16 protein-coding genes and 1 tRNA gene are annotated in these 20,579 nt (G+C 64.3%); 6 read left to right on the forward strand and 11 right to left on the reverse strand.

Translation table 11 applies throughout. The annotated features are described in order from the left end of the window. Positions 1-6: 6 nt before the first annotated feature. Both ACTPOI_RS07340 and ACTPOI_RS07345 read right to left on the reverse strand, forming a co-directional pair. Positions 7-345: a 4a-hydroxytetrahydrobiopterin dehydratase gene (locus tag ACTPOI_RS07340; RefSeq protein WP_440107848.1), complete on the reverse strand. Its 339-nt coding sequence runs from the start codon at positions 343-345 to the stop codon at positions 7-9. After that, positions 342-1,667, reverse strand: a complete 1,326-nt coding sequence (locus tag ACTPOI_RS07345; protein WP_440107850.1) for a M48 family metallopeptidase — start codon at positions 1,665-1,667, stop codon at positions 342-344. The genes ACTPOI_RS07340 and ACTPOI_RS07345 overlap by 4 nt, the downstream gene beginning before the upstream one ends. 37 nt (positions 1,668-1,704) lie before the next feature. Between ACTPOI_RS07345 and orn the strand changes: the two genes are divergently transcribed. From orn to ACTPOI_RS07360, 3 genes are all read left to right on the forward strand, one after another. Beyond that, a complete protein-coding gene (orn, locus tag ACTPOI_RS07350) occupies positions 1,705-2,283 on the forward strand; it encodes an oligoribonuclease (RefSeq protein ID WP_440107852.1) in 579 nt (192 codons plus the stop codon). A gap of 334 nt (positions 2,284-2,617) precedes the next feature. Continuing rightward, entirely contained in the window at positions 2,618-4,516 is a 1,899-nt protein-coding gene (locus ACTPOI_RS07355; RefSeq protein WP_440107854.1) for a DEAD/DEAH box helicase, read from the forward strand. A 169-nt stretch (positions 4,517-4,685) separates the two neighbouring features. Further along, positions 4,686-6,152 carry a sensor domain-containing diguanylate cyclase gene (locus ACTPOI_RS07360; protein WP_440107856.1) on the forward strand — a complete coding sequence of 489 codons (1,467 nt, stop codon included), beginning with the start codon at positions 4,686-4,688 and terminating at the stop codon, positions 6,150-6,152. Positions 6,153-6,241: 89 nt separating this feature from the next. Here ACTPOI_RS07360 and ACTPOI_RS07365 read toward each other — a convergent pair whose 3' ends face one another. From ACTPOI_RS07365 to ACTPOI_RS07375, 3 genes are all read right to left on the reverse strand, one after another. Next, on the reverse strand, positions 6,242-7,477 hold the full coding sequence (locus ACTPOI_RS07365; RefSeq protein ID WP_440107858.1) for a multidrug effflux MFS transporter: 1,236 nt from the start codon (positions 7,475-7,477) through the stop codon (positions 6,242-6,244). A gap of 288 nt (positions 7,478-7,765) precedes the next feature. Beyond that, positions 7,766-7,841, reverse strand: a tRNA-Lys gene (locus ACTPOI_RS07370). Between the two features lie 80 nt (positions 7,842-7,921). Continuing rightward, positions 7,922-8,806, reverse strand: coding sequence for an NAD(P)-dependent oxidoreductase (locus tag ACTPOI_RS07375; protein ID WP_440107860.1), 885 nt, complete (start codon positions 8,804-8,806; stop codon positions 7,922-7,924). A gap of 123 nt (positions 8,807-8,929) precedes the next feature. Here ACTPOI_RS07375 and ACTPOI_RS07380 point away from each other — a divergent pair, with 123 nt between their 5' ends. Beyond that, entirely contained in the window at positions 8,930-9,811 is an 882-nt protein-coding gene (locus ACTPOI_RS07380; RefSeq protein WP_440107862.1) for an alpha/beta hydrolase, read from the forward strand. Between the two features lie 70 nt (positions 9,812-9,881). Here the strand turns inward: ACTPOI_RS07380 and ACTPOI_RS07385 are convergent, their stop codons facing one another. Beyond that, complete coding sequence (locus ACTPOI_RS07385; RefSeq protein ID WP_440107864.1) at positions 9,882-10,859, reverse strand: GMP reductase; 978 nt, start codon at positions 10,857-10,859, stop codon at positions 9,882-9,884. A gap of 205 nt (positions 10,860-11,064) precedes the next feature. Beyond that, positions 11,065-11,772 carry a hypothetical protein gene (locus ACTPOI_RS07390; RefSeq protein ID WP_440107866.1) on the reverse strand — a complete coding sequence of 236 codons (708 nt, stop codon included), beginning with the start codon at positions 11,770-11,772 and terminating at the stop codon, positions 11,065-11,067. Positions 11,773-11,813: 41 nt separating this feature from the next. Here ACTPOI_RS07390 and ACTPOI_RS07395 point away from each other — a divergent pair, with 41 nt between their 5' ends. Then, positions 11,814-14,267 (forward strand): UvrD-helicase domain-containing protein, encoded by a 2,454-nt coding sequence (locus ACTPOI_RS07395; protein ID WP_440107868.1) that lies wholly within the window; start codon positions 11,814-11,816, stop codon positions 14,265-14,267. 135 nt (positions 14,268-14,402) lie between these two features. Continuing rightward, positions 14,403-16,628, forward strand: a complete 2,226-nt coding sequence (locus tag ACTPOI_RS07400; RefSeq protein WP_440107870.1) for a PhoX family protein — start codon at positions 14,403-14,405, stop codon at positions 16,626-16,628. A 127-nt stretch (positions 16,629-16,755) separates the two neighbouring features. Here the strand turns inward: ACTPOI_RS07400 and ACTPOI_RS07405 are convergent, their stop codons facing one another. The 4 genes from ACTPOI_RS07405 to ACTPOI_RS07420 form a co-directional block, all read right to left on the reverse strand. Then, the gene (locus tag ACTPOI_RS07405) at positions 16,756-17,601 is read right to left on the reverse strand and encodes a BPSS1780 family membrane protein (protein WP_440107872.1); all 846 of its coding nucleotides are present in this window, start codon (positions 17,599-17,601) and stop codon (positions 16,756-16,758) included. Between the two features lie 237 nt (positions 17,602-17,838). Then, positions 17,839-18,792, reverse strand: coding sequence for a homoserine kinase (locus tag ACTPOI_RS07410; RefSeq protein ID WP_440107874.1), 954 nt, complete (start codon positions 18,790-18,792; stop codon positions 17,839-17,841). 116 nt (positions 18,793-18,908) lie between these two features. Then, a complete protein-coding gene (locus ACTPOI_RS07415) occupies positions 18,909-19,271 on the reverse strand; it encodes a hypothetical protein (RefSeq protein WP_440107876.1) in 363 nt (120 codons plus the stop codon). Positions 19,272-19,331: 60 nt separating this feature from the next. Beyond that, complete coding sequence (locus ACTPOI_RS07420) at positions 19,332-20,543, reverse strand: serine hydrolase domain-containing protein (protein ID WP_440107877.1); 1,212 nt, start codon at positions 20,541-20,543, stop codon at positions 19,332-19,334. Positions 20,544-20,579 lie beyond the last annotated feature (36 nt).

A 20,579-nucleotide genomic window follows, 5' to 3' on the forward strand; every position in this document is an offset into this window, starting at 1 on the left:
GCAGCTTCATGCCAGCAGTGCATCAAACTGGCCCGCGCAGTCAAAGTCAGTGGACGAGATGCCTTGCACGTCATGGGTGTTCAGCCGCACCACGCAGCGGTTGTAGTGCACCGACAGGTCGGGGTGGTGATCTTGCGCGTTGGCGATGAAAGCCACGGCGTTCACAAACGAGATGGTTTCGTAGTAGTTGGCGAAATGGTAGGTCTTCTCAATGGCTACGTCGGCACCGTCACCGGTGAGACGCCAGCCCTCTACCTTGGCAAGACTTGCTACAACTTCTGTAGCTGTCAGGGCACGGCGGACGTGCGCTGACCAGTCTTTTTTCTTCAGCATCGTGGAACTCATGGGTGTACAACCTTCAAGGGCTGCATGCGCGCCAGCCGTTCGGCTGCCGGCGGATGCGAATAGTAGAACTGCACGTACATCGGGTCCGGTGTCAGTGTGGACGCGTTGTCTTCGTAAAGCTTGAGCAGGGCAGACGATAGGTCTGCACCGCTGGCCTGCGATGCCGCGTACGCATCGGCCTGGAATTCATGCTTGCGCGACTGCCGCGAGAACAAGGGCGAGATGAACAGCGTGAACACGGGCGTGGCCAGCATGAAGAGCAGCAGCGCCAGTGCATCGTTGGGCGCTGATGCCAGTGCAGGGTCGAACGAAATGTTGGGCCTCACGCCCAGGCCTGTGTAGAACCAGACCTGCCCCGAAAGCCAGCCCAGCAGCGCAAACCCTGCAAAGCTGATCGCAAACATCATCATCACCCGCTGCACGATGTGGCGGTGCTTGAAGTGACCCAACTCGTGGGCCAGCACGGCCTCCACCTCGCCTGGCGAAAGCTGGCGCAGCAGCGTGTCGTAGAAGACCACCCGTTTGGCTGCGCCAAAGCCGGTGAAGTAGGCGTTGGCGTGTGCGCTGCGGCGGCTGCCGTCCATCACGAAGAGGCCTTTGGCCGAGAAGCCGCAACGCTGCATGAGCGCCGTCACGCGTGCGCGTAGCGACTCGTCTTCCAGCGGCTGGAACTTGTTGAACAGCGGCGCGATGAAGGTCGGATACACCACCATCAGCACCAGGTTGAACCCCATCCAGAAGCACCAGGCCCAAAGCCACCAGAGTGACCCGGTCGCACCCATGAGCCACAGGATGAGGGCGGCAACCGGCAAGCCGATGGCTGCACCCACCAGCAGTCCCTTGACGGCGTCTGCCAGCCAGAGGCGCCACGTCATGCGGTTGAAGCCGAAGCGCTCTTCGATCACGAAGGTCTGGTACAGCGAGAGCGGCAGATCGATCAGGCCGCTGATGACCGCAAACGCAGCCAGCAGCGCAAGTTGTTGGGCCATGCCACCGCCCAGTACATCCAGCAGGATCTGGTTGAGTGCATCAAGACCCCCCAGCAGCGTCCAACCCATGAGTACGGCGGCGCCCAGAGCCATTTCAATCAGCCCAAGACGTGTCTTGGTGATGGTGTAGTCAGCGGCCTTTTGATGGGCAACGAGCGAAATGCGCTCCGCAAACGCTTCAGGCACGGCCCCGCGGTGGGTTGCCACATGCCGGATCTGGCGCGAGGCCAGCCAAAACCGGAGCAAAAGGCCCGCAGCGAGTGCAATGGCAAAGGCCAGCGTCAGCGCCAGCGATGGGGAAAATAGGTTTTCGGGGACGGGAGGTGCAGACATGTGCGGCGAGTTTAGGCCATCAGCGACAATGCGCGCCATGTCAGAAACCCACAACCCTACCCCCGCCATGCTTGCCAAATCCGACCAGAACCTGGTGTGGCTGGACTGCGAGATGACTGGTCTGGAGCCCGACACGGATCGCCTGCTGGAGATCGCGGTTGTCGTGACCGGCCCGACCCTGGAGCCGCGCGTCGAGGGCCCCGTCCTGGTCATCCACCAGTCGGACGTGCTGCTCAATGGCATGGACGCCTGGAACAAGGGCACGCACGGCCGCAGCGGCCTGATCGACAAGGTCAAGGCATCAACCGTGACGGAAGCAGAGGCCGAGCAGGAAATCCTCGCTTTCCTCGCGAAGTACGTGCCCAAGGGCGTTGCCCCGATGTGCGGCAACAGCATCGGCCAAGACCGGCGGTTTCTGGTGCGGTACATGCCCAAGCTGGAGCGCTTCTTTCACTACCGCAACGTGGACGTGAGCACCCTCAAGGAGCTGGCCAAGCGCTGGAAGCCCGAGGCCTACACCAGCTTCAAAAAGGCGCAAAAGCACACCGCGCTGGCCGATGTGCACGAATCCATCGACGAGCTGGCGCATTACCGGACGCACTTGCTCTCCGTTTGAGTGTGTGGTCCCGAGGGCGCGCGATGACATGGGCACTGCGCCATCGGAGGATCACCTCGCCGCGCCCATGATCCGAACGGGAGGGGCTTGCGGGGAAACCCTGATTCGTGCGATAATCGCTGGCTGCGCAGGAAACCGTCCTCGCAGATTGTGCATCTCCCCTCACACACCGGGCCCGCCAGCCGTCTGTCTTCACTGAACAGAACAGGACTGGCAAGAACGCCCACCCGCACCGGACCACCGGCGCAGGTTTCGTTTGATGGTTGATGTTTTTTAACCATTGACGAAGCCACTCGCAGGCTGCGCTTGCGATCGTCTTCGTGAGAGAAAAATCATGACCGACACCTCTTTGGTGCAGGGCGAATTCGCGCCTGCAAACATTTCCCTGGCTGCTGACGTTTCCGTGCAGTCCCCGCTTGATTCCATCGTGGCCGTTGCCGCCGAAGAAGTCACGGCTGAGCCCAACGGCTTCATCGAGCTGGGCCTGGCACCCGAGCTGGTGCAGGCCGTGGCCGACCTTGGCTACACCCAGCCCACCAGCGTGCAACTCAAGGCCATCCCCCTGGCCATGGGCGGTGGAAACGATTCCACCAAGTTCATTGACCTGATGGTGTCCAGCCAGACCGGCTCCGGCAAGACGGCTGCTTTCCTGCTGCCTGTGCTGCACACGCTGATCAACCAACAAGCGGCCGCCGAGGCTGAAGAGCGCGCCGCTTTCGAGCGCGCCGTGGCTGAGGCCGCCGAGCGTGGCGAGCCTGCCCCCAAGCGCGCCAAGCGCAAAGACCCCACCAGCTCGCGCAACTTCAAGGCTGCCACCCCCGGCGCCCTGATCGTATGCCCCACGCGTGAACTGGCGCAGCAGGTGGCGCATGACGCCATCGACCTCGTCAAGCACTGCCGTGGCCTGCGCGTGGCCAACGTGGTGGGTGGTATGCCTTACCAGCTGCAGATCGCCAAGCTGCAAAATGCCGACCTGGTTGTGGCTACCCCTGGCCGCCTCCTGGACCTGCAGCGCTCGATGCAGATCAAGCTCGACAAGGTGCAGTTCCTGGTTGTGGATGAAGCCGACCGCATGCTCGACCTGGGCTTTTCGGACGACCTGGCCGAATTGAACCAGCTGACCGCCCAGCGCAAGCAGACCATGATGTTCAGTGCCACGTTTGCGCCTCGCATCCAGCAACTGGCCATGCGTGTGATGCACGACGGTGGCTCTGCCGTGCAAAAGGTCACCATCGATTCGCCGCAGGAAAAGCACGCCAACATCAAGCAGATGCTGTACTGGGCCGACAACGCTCAGCACAAGCGCAAGTTGCTGGACCACTGGCTGCGGGATACCACCATCAACCAGGCTATCGTCTTTGCCAGCACGCAAGTTGAGTGCGACGGCCTCGCCAACGACCTGCAGCAAGAAGGCTTCTCGGCCGTCGCCCTGCATGGCGCCCTGAGCCAGGGTCTGCGCAACCGCCGATTGATGGCGCTGCGCGCTGGCCAGGTTCAGATCCTGGTGGCCACCGATGTGGCTGCCCGCGGTATCGACGTGCCCACGATCACCCACGTGTTCAACTTTGGCCTGCCCATGAAGGCCGAGGACTACACCCACCGCATCGGCCGTACCGGCCGTGCTGGCCGCGACGGCCTGGCTGTCACGTTTGCCGAGTTCCGCGACCGCCGCAAGATCTACGACATTGAGTCGTACAGCCGCCAGCAGTTCAAGGCCGAAGTGATCCCGGGCATGGAGCCCTCGCAGCGCGCTCCGCAGGCACCTCGCGGTGGTGATTTCGGCGGTGGCCGCGGTGCTCCTGGCCGTTCTTACGACAACCGTGACAACGCATCGCGTGGCCGTTTCGGTGGCCCTGCACGTGGTGGCAACGGTGATCGCGGCGGCTTCGGTGGCGGTGGTGGTTTCGGCGGCGGCTTTGCTGGTCGCGACGCTCACCGCGGTGCCCCTGCACGTGCAGAAGGCAATGGTTTTGGCGGTGGTCGTGAAGACCGCGGCTTCGCTGCCCCACGCCGTGATGGCGACAGCTACGGCCGCAAGCCCGGCTTTGGCGACGCTGGCCGTGGTGGTTTCGCTCCGCGCGGCGACGCTGGTGCGCCTCGTGGCGACTACGCTCCTCGCGGCGACTTCGCACCGCGCAAGCCCGCATTTGCCAAGCCTGCAGGCGCTGGCGGCGGTGGCAAGCCTTTTGTTGCGCACGACGCTCGCAAGCGTCCTGCACGTCCGGCACGCTGATACATGGGGTCCGCCGGGCTGGTTGCCCGGCTTGGCCTTGCGTTCACAACAGCTTCGAAGAAGGGCTGGCTCCGAAAGGTGCCAGCCCTTTTTCATGGGCGCCGCATCCGAAAGGCGCCCAAGGCCGCGCCTGCGGCGTCGACAATAATCGGCGAGGGAGGTACCTGCTGTGTCGTCTTCTTATTGTGAAGTCGCTGACTTCGAGCACATGTTCGATCTCGCGCCCGTTTCGCTGTGGCTTGAAGATTACAGCGCGCTCAAGCAGCTGTTCGACCGCTGGCGCACAGAGGGGGTGACCGACCTGCACGCACACCTGGCTGCCGACCCGGCGCGGCTGGGCGCATGCAGCGCGGCGCTTAAGATTTTGCGAGTCAATCGCCGAACGCTGGAACTGTTTGCCGCGCCTTCGCAGGATGCGCTGGTCGCCAACCTCGACAAGGTGTTTCGTGACGATATGCACGACGCAGTGGTCCATGAACTGCAGGCGCTGTGGTCGGGGCAGCTGGAGTTCTCCAACCAGAGCGCCAACTACACACTGGACGGCCGACGCCTGGACGTACAGATTCGCGCCCGCATCCTTCCCGGACACGAAAACTCATGGGATCGCGTGCTGGTATCCCTGGAAGACATCACGGGCCAAGTGCGTGCTGCGCATCAGCTTCGGCGAAGTGAGCAGCATGCGCGGGACCTGTTCGAGCATTCCCCGGTTTCGCTCTGGGTTGAGGACTTCAGCTCCGTGAAAGCACTGCTCGACGGTGTGCGCGCTCAGGGCATTGACGATTTCAAGACTTTCATCACGGTGCACCCCGAGTTTGTGACCCGCTGCATGAGCGAGATCAGGGTGATCGACGTGAACCAGCAGACGCTGCGGATGTTCGGCGCAGTCAGCAAGGAGGCGCTGCTCAACAATATTGGCCGGGTGTTTCGCGGGGAGATGCACGAGTCCTTTGCAGAGCAGTTGATCGACTTGTGGGAGGGCAAGACCTTCCAGCAGCGGGAGGTGGTCAACTACGCGCTATCGGGAGACCCGGTCCATATCCACATGCAGTTCTCGATACCGGCGGACCATCTCGCCGACTGGAGCCTCGTCCTTTTGTCGCTGGTGGACATCACGGCCCGCAAGAAGGCGGAAGCGTATCTGGAGTACCTGGGCAAGCACGACGTGCTGACACAGTTGCGCAACCGTGCTTTCTATGTGGAGGAACTCAACCGCATCACGCGCAAGGGCCCGTGGCCCCTGACGGTGATCGCCATAGACCTGAACGGCCTGAAAGCCGTCAACGATGATCGCGGGCACGCGGCTGGCGATGCGCTCCTGCGCCGGGTGGGCGAGGTGCTGGGGAAGTCGGTGGATGCGCCCGCCTGTGCAGCGCGCGTTGGCGGCGACGAGTTCTGTGTGCTGTTGCCCGGTATGGACGAGCGCGGCGCGTACACGCTGCAGGAGCGCATCCTGTCAATGCTGGAGCTGAACAACCAGTTCTATCCTGGGCAGCCCATCAGCCTGGCGATGGGAGTGGCTTCGTGCGCCTCAGGGGAGCAGGTCGAAGCCACCATCCACCGCGCCGACAGGGCCATGTATGCCGAGAAAGAGCGCTACTACCAAGACAAAGGCATCGACCGGCGCAAATCCGGTTGACCGGATCGTTGCACCAGATGCAAAGCGCCAAGGCGCGGCGCATCGATTTTTCCTGTGCTTGTGCGGGTTGCGGGTTTTTCAGCGCTGCACTAGTCCGCCGCGGTTGCATTGCGCCCCACGTCGGGCCAGCGGTGGTGCAGGTAGATCCAGGCAAACATGCCCACGCACATCATCAGCAATGAAGAAAGCGCGAGCAATACCGTGGAATGCATGACCAGCGGCACCAGCACGCCAGCTACCAGCCCATTGGCAGTGGAACCCACGAACGCTTGCATGGATGACGCCATTCCACGCCGCTCGGGGTGAAGATCCAGCACCAGCAGGGTCACAACGGGCACCATGAGTGCCCACCCGAATGCAAACACGGCGATGGGCGCCAGCGCCCAGACGGCGTGCACTGGCAGCAGCAGGTTGGCCGCAAGGTTGCAGACGGCCACGGTAGCCATGATGACGAACCCGTGGCGTATCTGCCGCTTGGGCGCAATCTTGCCCGCAAGACGTCCGCTCAGCCAGGCACCGCCCATGATGCCCGAGATGGTCAGCACAAAGAACCAGAAGAACTGGGTAGGCCCCAGCCCCAGGTGGTCGCCCAGAAAAGCGGGGGCAGCCAGCACGTAGAGGAACATCCCGTTGAACGGCACCCCGCTGGCCAGCGCCAGCAGTACAAACCGGGGGCTGGAACCCAGCTGCCAATAGCCACGCATCAGGTGGGGCACATTGAAAGGCTGGCGAAGCTCGGGTTGCAAGGTCTCGGGCAACAGGCGGAAATTGGCAATCCATAGGGCCACGCCGATGGCGGTGAGAAACCAGAAGATGCTGTGCCAGCCTGCATGGACGAACAGCCAGCCTCCCACAATCGGCGCGATGGCCGGGGCCACGCCAAAGTAGATGGTGACCTGGCTCATCACCTGCTGTGCACGAGCGGGCGGAAACATGTCGCGGATCACAGCCCGGGACACCACGATGCCAGCGCCGGTGGACAGTCCCTGCAGGGCGCGGAATGCGATGAGCTGCCCGATGGTTTCCGACATTGCGCACCCGGCCGATGCCAGCGTGAACATGGCGATACCGCAGAGCACGACGGGCCTGCGCCCAAAACTGTCGGCCAAAGCGCCATGAAACAGATTCATGAATGCAAAACCGAACAGGTAGGCCGACAGGGTCTGCTGCATCTCGACCGGCGTAGCGCCCAGTGCCGTGGCAATCCCGGTGAATGCAGGGATGTAGGTATCGATGGAAAACGGACCCAGCATGCCCAGCACCGCAAGCAGGGCAGCCAGGGCCCACTGGGGGGCGCGCCATAACGTCTGGGCGTGTGGGTTCATGTTCAAGGAGTCGCGTCAGGCGGTGCAGGAGAAGGCGAGGGCGGCAAAGCGGCTGTGTGGCTGCGCGCCGGTGATGCTAATGGCTGAGCCGCCTTGGCCGTGTAGGACCGGGGACAAGGCGGCGCTGTGTTTGCGCAGCGCGGAGACCTTGCCTTCGCCGTAAGGCTACCGTGCGCTTCGCGTCGCGGCCAACGTAACCCAGCTTGCTAGCCAGTTGCCCTGCTACGGCGGTGATCGCCGCCCCAAGTACAAAACCCCGGCATCTGGAAGATGCCGGGGTTTTACGTTTGGTGGGTCCTGAGTGACTCGAACACTCGACCTACGGATTAAGAGTCCGCTGCTCTACCAACTGAGCTAAGAACCCAAACTTTTTATTTGTACTGCATTGCTGCTGGGCCTCGAATTATGCCGCAATTTTTGGCTGCTTGGCAAGCGCCGCGAAAATTATTGCATCGCATTGCGGCTGGCCAACTCCACGAACAGGCCGCTGTGGTCCAGTTCGCCCAGGCCGTGTTCTACGCCTTCGGCGTAGAGGCCTTCGAAGAGCGCCGTGATTGGCGCATCAAAGCCGATCTCGCTGGCGGTGGCCAACGCGTTGCGCATGTCCTTGAGCTGCACAGTCATGCGGCCGCGTGGCGCGAAATCGCGCTGCACCATACGCTGGCCGTGCAGCTGCAGGATCCGGCTGTCGGCAAAGCCTCCGCTGATGGCCTCGCGCACCTTGGCCATGTCGGCGCCGCCTTTGGCGGCAAACAGCAGTGCCTCTGCCACGGCGCCGATGGTGATCCCCACGATCATCTGGTTGGCCAGCTTGGTGAGCTGGCCAGCCCCGTGTGGCCCGACCAGCGTGGCGCGGCCCAGGGCTGCGAACACGGGCTGTGCCCGGGCAAAGTCTTCAGGCCGGCCGCCCACCAGGATGGCCAGGGTCCCGTTTTCGGCCCCGACCGTGCCGCCCGACACGGGTGCATCCAGATGGAACAAACCCATTTCGCCAAGGCGCGCCGCATGGTCGCGTGCCTCGCGCGGCTGGATGGACGCCATGTCGATGAACAATGCGCCGCGCTGCATGGCCTGGGCCGCGCCCAGTTCGAACAGCACATGGCCCACCACGGGGCCGCTCTCGAGCAGGCTTACAACGATGTCGGCCTTGCGCACGGCATCCGTCACGGTGGAGTGAACGGTGATGCCGAAGGCGGCCAGCGGCTCGGCCTTGGCCAGGGTGCGGTTCCAGGCATGTACCTCGTGGCCTGCCTCCTGCAGCCGGAGCGCCATGGGGCGGCCCATCAGGCCAATGCCGAGGACGGCGATGCGAAGCGGTGTAGTTGTCATCTGTTTTGCGGTGCGTGTATTCGGTGCTTTGTCCATGATGGACATTTTTGCCTTGGCAGTCTGTCACCGAGCTTGCAGGCTGCGCAGAATGCAAAGATGATGCCGCAGCCACAGGAGACCGCCATGACACTGCCCCAGCACGACCCAGCCTGGCTGGAACGCATGTACAACAACCGTGCACTGGTGCCTGACCACGCTGACTACTTCGACCGCTGGGCGCGCGAGTCTGCGGCGGTACGGGCTATCCAGCCCTGCATGCTGGATGTGGCCTACGGCACGGGCCCGGGCGAAACGCTGGATGTATTTGCGCCCATCCACTCTGCTGCGGGCGGGGCGCCGGTGCTGGTGTTCATCCACGGTGGGTACTGGCGGTCGCTCGACAAATCCGACCACTCATTCATCGCGCCTGCATTCACGCAGGCCGGCTTTTGCGTGGTGGTGGTCAACTATGCGCTGTGCCCGGGCACGCCCGAGGCGCCGGTCACTGTGGCCCACATCGGCCGGCAGATGGAGAAAGCGCTGGCCTGGGTGTGGCGCAACGCCGAAAGCCATGGCGGCGACCCGCGGCGCATCACCGTCGCCGGGCATTCTGCGGGGGGGCAACTGGCAGCGATGCTGCTGACCAGCGTGTGGCCGTTGATCGGGGCAGGCCTGCCCGATGGCCTGGTACGCAATGCGCTGTCCATATCGGGGGTGCATGACCTGGAGCCGCTGATGCACACGCCGTTTCTGCAGCAGGCACTGCACCTGACTGAGCAGCAGGTGCTGCAGTGCAGCCCGGCGCGTCTGCTCGAGCCGCCGTCGGGCTGCCTGTTCTGTGCCGTGGGCGGCGATGAAAGCCCGGAATTCCAGCGCCAGAACCAGCTCATGCAGGATGCCTGGGGCAGCCATTACGTGCCGCGCAGCGTGGTCCTGCCGAGGTTGAACCACTTCAGCATCCTCGATGCGCTGGTGCGGCCGGGGCACGACCTGCACCACATGGCGCTGAACCTGCTGCGCAGTTAGGCTTCGGCTCGGATCGGGTGGCAAGGGTGCGCAGCGGTTCGCCGCGGCGTATGCCCTGCCACAGCACCCATCACATCAGCAGGTGTTCACCCGCGTTGTCCCCGCCCAGGATCACGTAGTTGACCTTGCGGATGTCCATCAGCTTCTTGCCGCCCGCATAGCTGATCGAGCTTTGCACGTCCTGCTCCATTTCCACCAGCGTGTTGGCCAGCTTGCCCTTGATGGGCTCCAGGATGCGCTTGCCTTCGACGTGCTTGTACTCGCCCTTGTTGAAATCGCTGGCCGAGCCGTAGTACTCCTTGAACAGCTCGCCGTCGACCTCCACCGTCTGGCCGGGCGACTCTTCATGGCCGGCAAACAGCGAGCCGATCATCACCATGGTCGCGCCGAAGCGGATGCTCTTGGCAATGTCGCCATGGCTGCGGATGCCACCGTCGGCAATGATGGGCTTGGTCGCCACGCGGGCGCACCACTTGAGCGCCGACAGCTGCCAGCCGCCGGTGCCAAAGCCGGTCTTGAGCTTGGTGATGCAGACCTTGCCCGGGCCGACGCCTACCTTGGTGGCATCGGCGCCCCAGTTTTCCAGATCGATGATGGCTTCTGGCGTGGCCACATTGCCGGCAATCACGAATGCCTTGGGCAAGTGCTGCTTGAGGTAGCCGATCATGTTCTTCACGCTGTCGGCATGGCCGTGGGCGATGTCGATGGTGATGTATTCGGGCGTGAGGCCCAGCGCCACCAGCTGGTCCACCGTGTCGTAGTCGGGCTTCTTCACCCCCAGCGAGATCGATGCATAGCAGCCCTTGGCGTGCATGTCCTGCACAAAGCGCACGTTGTCCAGATCGAACCGGTGCATCACGTAAAAGTAGCCGTTTTGCGCCATCCACACGCAGATGGATTCGTCCACCACCGTTTTCATGTTGGCAGGCACCACCGGGATCCGGAACGAGCGGCCGCCCAGCTCTACGCTGGCGTCGCATTCCGAGCGGCTTTCCACGCGGCACTTGCGGGGCAGCAGCAGAACGTTGTCGTAGTCGAAGATTTCCATGAGATTTCCAAGCTCCATAAAAGGACGCTGCCGAACAATTTCGGTAGCGGTGGGCGCTTGGCTGTCAGACCGGCTTTGCGGGAGGCAACGTGGCAGTGACTCCGGACCCTGCTGAGCGCAGGCACAAAAAACCGGGCTTCAAGAAACTTGGGCCCGGTGCTTGATTCTACCGACCTGCGCGACCGGCGTCATAAGCCCTGCGGTATCAGCGGCATACGGACTGCGCTACCGCGACAGTTTGCCCTTGCGCATCCTGCACCCAGCCCACCATGAACAGGCGTTCCGGCTTGGCGCTTTCGGGGATGCGCATGGGGCGTGGTTCCGTGAAGACCACACGCTTCGTTGTGGATGGCGGAACTGCCACGTCCCAGGTGCCCTGGAGCATGTTCCTGACGATGTTGCGCGCCACCTTGGACCCTTCGGTGCCTGCCGGTATCGCTTCCACCAGGAGCAGGTGGTAGTGCCATGGACCGCGTGCCTTGGCACCTTTCCCTGGAGGCTGCCATGAAATTGAGGTGCCCAGGTACTCGTTGAACGGCGGCCCGCTGGCGACACGCACAGTGCCCGCAGGCGGGACGCCCACCTCGAGGATGTGCATATCGGTGTTCTTGGGGGGCTGCCGGCCCAGGTCCGCCAAGCGGATCAGGCCATCCCGCGTCGCGGCTGCCGACAAGGGTGCGTCGTCGCCGCTGGCGCCCGGAACAATCCAGTCGAGCGCTACCGTACGTGTGCCGCCAGAGGGCGCTGGCGTGGCCGGGTCGGTCCAGCAGTCGGCGCAGTCGGCGTTGATGAAGCGTTCAAACAGTACCACCGGGCGGGCAGCGCCGTCGCTACTGCATCCGGCCTGCGCAAGCACATGAGAGGCAGGGGCCAGCGCAAGGGTGGCAGTCAGGGCAATTGCAATGTTTTTCATGACAGGGCGGGGCGTTGCCGGGGTGCTTTCTACAATGGCGCATGTTCCCACAAGACCCGTTTACGGGTGCGCCGGATGCCCCGGTGCCCCCTTCCGGTGCTGCGCCATCGGCCGCATCGCCCCTCCTGGCCCACCTCAACCCCGAACAGCTTGCCGCCGTCACGCTACCCGCAGGGCACGCGCTCATCCTGGCGGGCGCGGGATCAGGCAAGACGCGCGTTCTCACCACCCGCATCGCCTGGCTGCTGCAAAACGGCTACGCCACGCCCGGTGGCATCCTGGCCGTTACCTTCACCAACAAGGCCGCCAAGGAAATGGTGGCTCGGCTGTCGGCCATGCTGCCCGTAAATGTGCGCGGCATGTGGATCGGCACCTTCCACGGCCTGTGCAACCGCCTGCTGCGCGCGCACCACAAGGCGGCGGGGCTGCCGCAGTCGTTCCAGATCCTTGATACGCAAGACCAGCTCTCGGCCGTCAAGCGCCTGTGCAAGCAGCACAACGTGGACGACGAGCGGTTTCCGCCCAAGCAGCTGTCGTACTTCATCGCCAGCTGCAAGGAAGAAGGCATGCGCCCCGGCGATGTGCCCACGCACGACAGCGACAGCCGCAAGAAGGTCGAGATCTACCAGCTGTACGAAGAGCAGTGCCAGCGCGAAGGCGTGGTGGACTTTGGCGAGCTGATGCTGCGCAGCTACGAACTGCTGCGCGACAACGACCCCATCCGCGAGCACTACCAGCGCCGCTTTGCGCACATCCTGGTCGATGAGTTCCAGGACACCAACAAGCTGCAGTACGCGTGGCTCAAGCAGCTGGCCGGCAATGATGTGGGCGGGCGCTTTGAAGCCCGCGGCAGCGTGATTGCGGTGGGTGACGACGACCAGAGCATCTACGCCTTTCGCGGTGCGCGCGTGGGCAACATGGCCGACTTTGTGCGCGAGTTTGATGTGCAGCGCCAGATCAAGCTCGAACAAAACTACCGCAGCTACAGCAACATCCTCGATTCCGCCAACGCGCTCATCAGCAACAACAGCCGCCGCCTGGGCAAGAACCTGCGCACCACGCAGGGCGCGGGCGAGCCCGTGCGCGTGTACGAGGCCAGCACCGACCTGGCCGAGGCGCAGTGGATGGTCGACGAGATCAAGCAATTGGTGCGCAACGACGGCTTTGACCGCAAGGAAATCGCCGTGCTCTACCGCAGCAATGCGCAAAGCCGGGTGATCGAATCGGCGCTGTTCAACGCCAGCGTGCCCTACCGGGTGTACGGCGGCCTGCGGTTTTTCGAGCGCGCTGAAATCAAGCACGCGCTGGCGTACTTGCGCCTGCTGGAGAACCCGCAGGACGATACGAGCTTCATGCGGGTGGTCAACTTCCCGCCGCGCGGCATTGGTGCGCGCAGCATCGAAACGCTGCAAGACGCCGCCCGCGCAGCCGGCTGCTCGCTGCACGATGCCGTGAGCGCCGTGCCCGGCAAGGCGGGCACCAACTTCAAGGCCTTCGTAGCCATGATCGACGTGCTGCGCGAGCAGACCGAGGGCCTGAACCTGCGCGGCATCATCGAGCAGATGCTCGAATCGAGCGGCCTCATTGAGCACTTCCGGCTGGAGAAGGAAGGCGCGGACCGCATCGAGAACCTCGAAGAACTCGTCAACGCCGCCGAAAGCTTTGTCACCCAGGAAGGCTTTGGCCGCGACGCGGTGGCGCTGCCGCTGGATGAGCATGGCACGCCGCTCATGCAGAGCGCCGTCAGCCAGGGGCTGGACCCCAACGCACCGCTGCTCGATGAGGCTTTGAGGTCCGCCATGCCCGGCATCGTGGACGCCGACACCGGCGAAACCCTGTCGCCCCTGGTCGCCTTTTTGACGCACGCCGCGCTCGAAGCCGGCGACAACCAGGCCCAGGCTGGGCAGGACGCCGTACAGCTGATGACTGTGCACGCCAGCAAGGGGCTTGAGTTTGACGCCGTGTTCATCGGCGGCATGGAAGAGGGCCTGTTCCCGCACGAGAACTCCGCCAGCGACCGCGACGGCCTGGAGGAAGAGCGCCGCCTGATGTACGTGGCCATCACCCGCGCCCGCAAGCGCCTGTACCTGAGCCATTCGCAAACGCGCATGCTGCATGGCCAGACGCGCTACAACATCAAGAGCCGTTTCTTTGACGAACTGCCCGAGGCGGCGCTCAAATGGATCACGCCCAAGCAGCAGGGCTTTGGTTCATTTGCTCCTAATTCAGGAGCAGGCGGTGCTTATGGATCCAGCGCTAGAGGCCAATTTGGCTTCAAAACCGAGACTTTTGCCAGCCCGCCGTTGCCTGTGCAAAAAGCTGCCCCAGCGCACGGCCTGCGTGCAGGCATCAACGTGTTCCACACCAAGTTCGGCGAAGGCAAGGTGCTGGCGATAGAAGGCACCGGCGACGACGCGCGGGCGCAGGTCAACTTCCCGCGCCACGGCACCAAGTGGCTGGCGCTGAGCGTGGCCAAGCTCACGGTGGTGGACTGAGCGGGGCCTGCAACAGCAGGCGGCGTTTCGCCCCCGCGGGGTGCCGTGTCATCAATCCGACGCAAAAGCTTCACGTTGGCGTCACGGGCGGTTCCTACGCTGCACAGGTTTTACGACCACAACACAGGAACCCCCATGACCCAGCGCATCGACACGGCCGTGCAGGCCATCGACTTCAACAACGAAAACGCCAACACTTCTGCCAACCCCACGTTTGACGCCGTGCTGGGCGCGCGTTTGTCGCGCCGCGGGCTGCTGCGCGGAGGCGTGGGGTCGGTGGGCACTGCTGTGCTGGCCGGCTTTGGCGTTACCGCCTGTGGCGGCAGCGATGACCCTGCGGTGACCCCGCCCCCCGCAGGCCCCAAGCTCCTGGGCTTTGGCGCCGTGCCCAAAAGCCTGGCCGACACCGTGCTGGTGCCCGCGGGCTACACCGCCAGCGTGCTGTTTGCCCTGGGCGACCCGATGGCTGCAGGCGTGGCTGCGTACAAGAACGACGGCACCGACGGCGACTTTGACAAGCGCGCTGGCGACCACCACGACGGCATGGAATGGTTCGGCCTGGGTGCCGACGGCAAGCGCAATGACAATGCCACCGAGCGCGGCCTGCTGGCCATCAACCACGAGGCGACCGCCGACGAAAAGCTGTCGTCCTTCTTCCTGCACGCCAATGGCGGCACTTCCACGCTGCCCCGGCCCGCTGCCGAAGTGGACAAGGAAACCGACGTGCACGGCATTGCCGTGATCGAAGTCGCCAAGTCGGGTGGCAAATGGGCCTATGTACCCAGCTCGGCGCAGAACTTCCGCCTGACCTCGCTGACCCCCATCGAGATTGCCGGCCCAGCCCGTGGCAATGCACAGCTCGTCACCAAGTTCTCGCCCACCGGCGTCATGACGCGCGGCACGCTGAACAATTGCGGCACCGGCAAGACGCCATGGGGCACCTTCCTGACCGGCGAAGAAAACTGGTTTGGCTACTTCACACGCGGCGCTGCCGACGACGCTGCACGCGGCAACGACAAGAGCGTGGCGGCCCTCAAGCGCTATGGCCGCAACCAGGGCGCGGCATCGCGCCACGGCTGGGAAACCGGCGGCGCCGGCGACAAGTACCAGCGCTGGAACAACAGCAAGACGGGCACCTCGGCCGACGGCAGCGACGACTACCGCAACGAGATGAACGGCATGGGCTACATCGTCGAGATTGACGCCTACGACAAGACCCGCATGGCCAAGAAGCGCACGGGGCTGGGCCGCTTCGCGCACGAAAGCGCGGCCTTCGGCAAGGTCGAGGCGGGCAAGCCCCTCTCGGTGTACATGGGCGACGATTCGCGCGGCGAGTACATCTACAAGTTCGTGTCCACAGCAACGTGGAATGCGGCAGACGCCAATGCGAACGACCGCATGGCTATCGGCGACAAGTACCTGGACAGCGGCAAGCTGTACGTGGCCAAGTTCAATGCCGACGGCACGGGTACCTGGGTGGAGCTGAGCACCACCAACACCGCGATTGCCAACTACGCCAGCTACAAGTTTGCTGACGCAGCCGATATCTGCATCAACACGCGCCTGGCCGCCGACGCCGTGGGCGCCACCAAGATGGACCGCCCCGAGTGGAACGCCGTGAACCCCGCAAACGGCGAGATCTACTTCACGCTCACCAACAACAGCAACCGCGCCGTGAACCCCACGGGCAGCCAGTACCTGCCCGATGCCGCCAACCCGCGCGCCTACACCGACATGAAGGGCACCAGCGCCCAGAACGGCAACCCCAACGGTCACCTGGTGCGCATGAAGGAAGACGCTTCGGTCGGCAGCTTCACCTGGGACGTGTACCTGTTTGGCGCCGAAGCCGGTGCCGACAAAGCCATGGTCAACATCTCGGCGCTGACGGCCGACCAGGATTTCTCAAGCCCCGACGGCCTGGTGTTCAGCAAGGCCACGGGCATCTGCTGGATCCAGACCGACGACGGTGCCTACACCGACGTGACCAACTGCATGATGCTGGCGGCCGTTCCCGGCCAGGTGGGCGATGGCGCCAGGAAGACGCTGACCTACACCAAGGCCGACGGCAGCAAGATGGACGTGGTAACGCCCGTGGGCAAGGCCGCGACGGACAGCACGCTCAAGCGCTTTCTGGTGGGCCCCAAGGGCAGTGAAATCACGGGCCTGGCCGAAACGCCTGATGGCAAAGCCATCTTCGTGAACATCCAGCATCCCGGCGAAGCCACCGCGATGGCCAACGTGGGCGACGCGACCAAGTACCAGAGCCAGTGGCCTGCCAATGCCGGTTACGGTGCGGGCCAGCGTCCCCGCTCGGCCACGATCGTCATCACCAAGAACGATGGCGGCGTGATCGGCAGCTAAGACGTATCGAAAAGACTGGTGACACGCGGGGGCTGTCATGCCCCGCGTTCAGGCAAGCTGCCCGGAAGACCTCTACATAAGGTCAGCCGGGCAGCTTGTTTGCATGGAGCCTAAAGGTCGGTTGCGGTCAGTTCGGACCGGATGGCGGAGCGGGCGGCTCGTCGCCGGCTTCCGCGTCGACCTCTGCGGCCGGGGCCGGGGGCGCATCAAAGCAGTCGCGGAACGTGAACACCACCGACGTGAAGAACATGGCGGCCAGCATGAGCGCTGCGCCCACCATGATGCCGCCCGCTGCGTTGGCGCCCAGCCCGGCCAGCGTGAGAAACGTGGACACCAGCGCTACCGCAATACCGCCCACCAGAAACACGCCCAGCCAGCCCAGACCGTACACGGTGAAGGCGCCCATGTTGCGCCAGCACGCCACGATGCTGAAGAACAGCGCCTTGACGGGGGGCACGCTGTGCCAGTGCACAAGGCCCGGCGCATGCCAGAACAGCAGCGACAGCGGCAGGTACAGCGCCATGGCCAGGTACATCGCGCGCTGAAAGGCGGGGTCTTCCGCAATCTCCTTGGTCAGCGGTGCACCGGCCAGGTACACCTGCGCGAACTGCCCGCCATCCAGCAATGCGGACAGGCCCATCACTGCGAGAAACCCGACCGCATACAGGGCGCCCAGCACCAGCATGTCGTGCAGCCGTTGCTTGCCAGTACGAAACGCCACCAGCAGCACGGCAGGCGTTGGAAACCGGCCCTGCGTGGCCTCGGCGGCCGCGACCATCATGGCCAGCGTGGCTGAGGGCAGCAGCGCCAGCGCGATGGCAGGTCCCACCAAGGGAATCATGGTGGCCAGCGACATGGCGGCCATGGTCATGAAGAACATCGCCGCCAGCGCCAGCGGCTGCCGCCAGAACGCCCGGATGCCAAGCTTGACCCAGGCCAGGCCGGTGCGTGCGGGGACGATTTGGAGTTTCATTGTGGAATGCGATCGAAGAAGGAAGCGGGTTGCGGCGTGCGTGCGGGGTGGCCCGGAATGGTGCGGTCTTCGCCGTCGCAAAGGGCGCAATACCCCGGGAATTTACTCCAGTGCCCTCAACCGTCCCGCAAAAGGGAAAAGCGGTGCTGCCATGAGCCCCCGGTATTGCACGCGCCCGCGGGCAGAATCCCAGCGCCAGGCGGCCGCAGCCATCCGAGGCCAGTGCGGATGCAGGCGTCAGCCGGCGTGCACCGGCTGCGCGATGCGGCCTTGCAGCACGCGCTCGAAATGCGTGGGGTCGTGCGGCTTGAGCATCGATGCCTCGCGCGGCAGGTAAAAGTCCCACAGGCGCGAAATCCAGAAGCGCAGGGCGCCTGCGCGCAGCATGGCGGGCAACAGCTCGCGTTCGGCCGCCGTCAGCGGGCGCACGGCCTGGTAGGCCTGCAGCATCTGCGTGGCGCGTTCGGCGTCGTGGCGGCCGGTGGGCAGGTCGATGCACCAGTCGTTCAGGCATACGGCCAGGTCGAAGAGGAAGGTGTCCACGCCCGCAAAGTAGAAGTCAAAGAAGCCGGTCAGCTCCTCGCCGTCAAACATCACGTTGTCCCGGAACAGGTCGGCATGTACCGGACCGCGGGGCAGTGCGGCATAGGCGGCGCCGGCAGCCACATGGTTCTGGTAGGCCAGCTCGCTGCGCAGCAGTGCGGCTTGCGCGGTGCCGATGTGGGGCAGCACCACGGGCACGGTTTCGTTCCACCAGGGCAGGCCGCGCAGGTTGGGCTGGCGGCGTTCAAAGTCGCGCCCGGCCAGGTGCATGCGGGCCAGCATGCCGCCCACCGCGGCGCAGTGCACGGCTTGCGGGGCCAGCTGGCTTTTGCCGCGCAGCTTGTTGACCACGGCGGCGGGCTTGCCGCACACGCTGTGCAGGATGTCGCCGCTGGTGTCGGCACGCGGGTCGGGCACGGGGATGCCGCCATGCGCCAGGTGCTTCATCAGGTGCAGGTAGAACGGCAGCTGTTCGGCCGTGAGCCGCTCAAACAGCGTCAGCACGAATTCGCCCTGCTCGCTGGTGAGGAAGTAGTTGGTGTTCTCGATGCCGCCCTCGATGCCGCGCAGCGCCACCAGCTCGCCCAGTTGCAAACGGCGCAGCAGTTCGCGCGCTTCTTCGTTGGAGACTTCGGTAAAGACGGCCATCGCTTACGGAAACGTGAAATGAAAGAAAGGCTGGGCTCAGGAGCCGATGAACTGCAGGGCGCCTGCACGCGGCTGCGCCGCATGGGCACCGCGCGGGTGCGTGGGTGCGCTACCGGTCAGAACTTGAGCACGTTCCAGACGCGGGGTGCGGTGCCGGTTTCTGCGCCGCTGTTGGCGCCTGCGCGGCTGCGGGCGCCATCGGGCGACTGCACTTCATAGCTGGGCATGTTGCCGGCCTTCGGTTGCACCGAGATGCTTTGCGTCTGGCCGCCCACGCGCACTTCGTCCACACGGCTGCCGGCGTCTTCTACCTGGATGCGCTGCGTGCGCTGGTTCAGGCGGCCGGGTTCCTGTTGCTCACTATTTGATAGCTGTTCGCGCCCGCTGTTGTTGCCCTGGGGGGCATTTTGGGCATTGGTCTGGGCAAAAACGGGGGCGCTGGCCAGGGCCAGCAGCAAAAGGGTGTGAGCTGCGCGCATGGGGGCGATTGTAGGCGGCGCGCCCGACCGGGTCGGGCGGCCCGCACACGCAGCCGGGCCCTACTTGCGCTGCCTGGCCTCGTCGTCCAGGGCCTTTTGCACAGCCTTGTAGAAAACCTCGCGCGCCTGGCTGGTCTTGGGGTCGCTGGCGCCACCCGCCCAGTTGGCATTGGATGCAATCACCAGCTTGCGCGCCGGGTCGATGAAGATGCCCTGGCCAAAGATGCCGCGCGCGGCAAAGCTGCCGTCGTCATACGTCCACCACTGGTAGCCGTACCCGCGGCCCGGCTGGCCGATGTCGGCACGCTTGCTGGTGGCCTGCTTTAGCCAGCCTTCGGGCACGGTGGGCTTGCCGCCGGCCGCCGCCCCGTCCAGGATGAACATCCCGAAGCGGGCGTAGTCGCGTGTGGCCGCCTGTATGCAGCAGCCGCTGATCTCCTGGCCCGTCTTGTTCAGGATCCAGGTCGCCTTTTGCTCCATGCCGGCGGGTTTCCAGATCTTTTCCTCCAGGTACTGCGACAGCGGCTTGCCCGTGGCCTGGCTCAGCAGGATGCCGACCAGGTTGGTCTCGCCCGTGCTGTAAAGCCAGCGCTCACCAGCGGGCGCTTCGCGCGGCAGCTTGCGCAGGTAGCTCACCAGCGCGTCGACGCCGGGTTCCTCGGGCTTGTGGTTGTTGAACTGCGCCACGTCGGAGTTCGGATCGCTGTAGTTTTCGTTCCAGCGCACGCCCGATGTCATGGTGAGCAGCTGGCGCACGCTCACGTCGTCATAGGCCGAGCCCTTCATTTGCGGGATGTAGGTGCTGACCTTGTCGTCCATGCTCTTGATGTGTCCGTCTGCAATGGCCGCGCCCACCAGCGTGGACGTGAACGACTTGGCCACCGAAAAGCTGGTCCACCGGCCGTCGGCGTCAAAGCCCAGGCCGTAGCGCTCCAGGCGCAGCTTGCCGTCGTGCACGATCAGCAATGCGCTGCTCCGCTGGTCGGCCATGTAGGCGTCAATGTCGGGCAAGGTCTTGATTGGCGCGCCGGCGGGCAGGGGGCGCGGCGTGCCGCTGGCCTCCACCACACGCCATTTGGCCAGCAGCGATATGCGGTCCAGCGCGCGAAAGGCCGCGTCGCGCTGCGGCACGGTCCAGAACAACAGGTCGCGGTTGGTGGGCACGGTCTTGAGCAAACCGCGAGTTTCCTTGTCCAGACTGAACCAGCCCAAGGTGCCCGCTACGGCCAGCGCCAGCAACGTACCCAGTGCAATTTTCGGGATAGGCTTCAATGTGTCACTCCATCGGCAAAGCAAAGCAGGCAGCGA

Source organism: Acidovorax sp. BL-A-41-H1 (genome assembly GCF_051942715.1).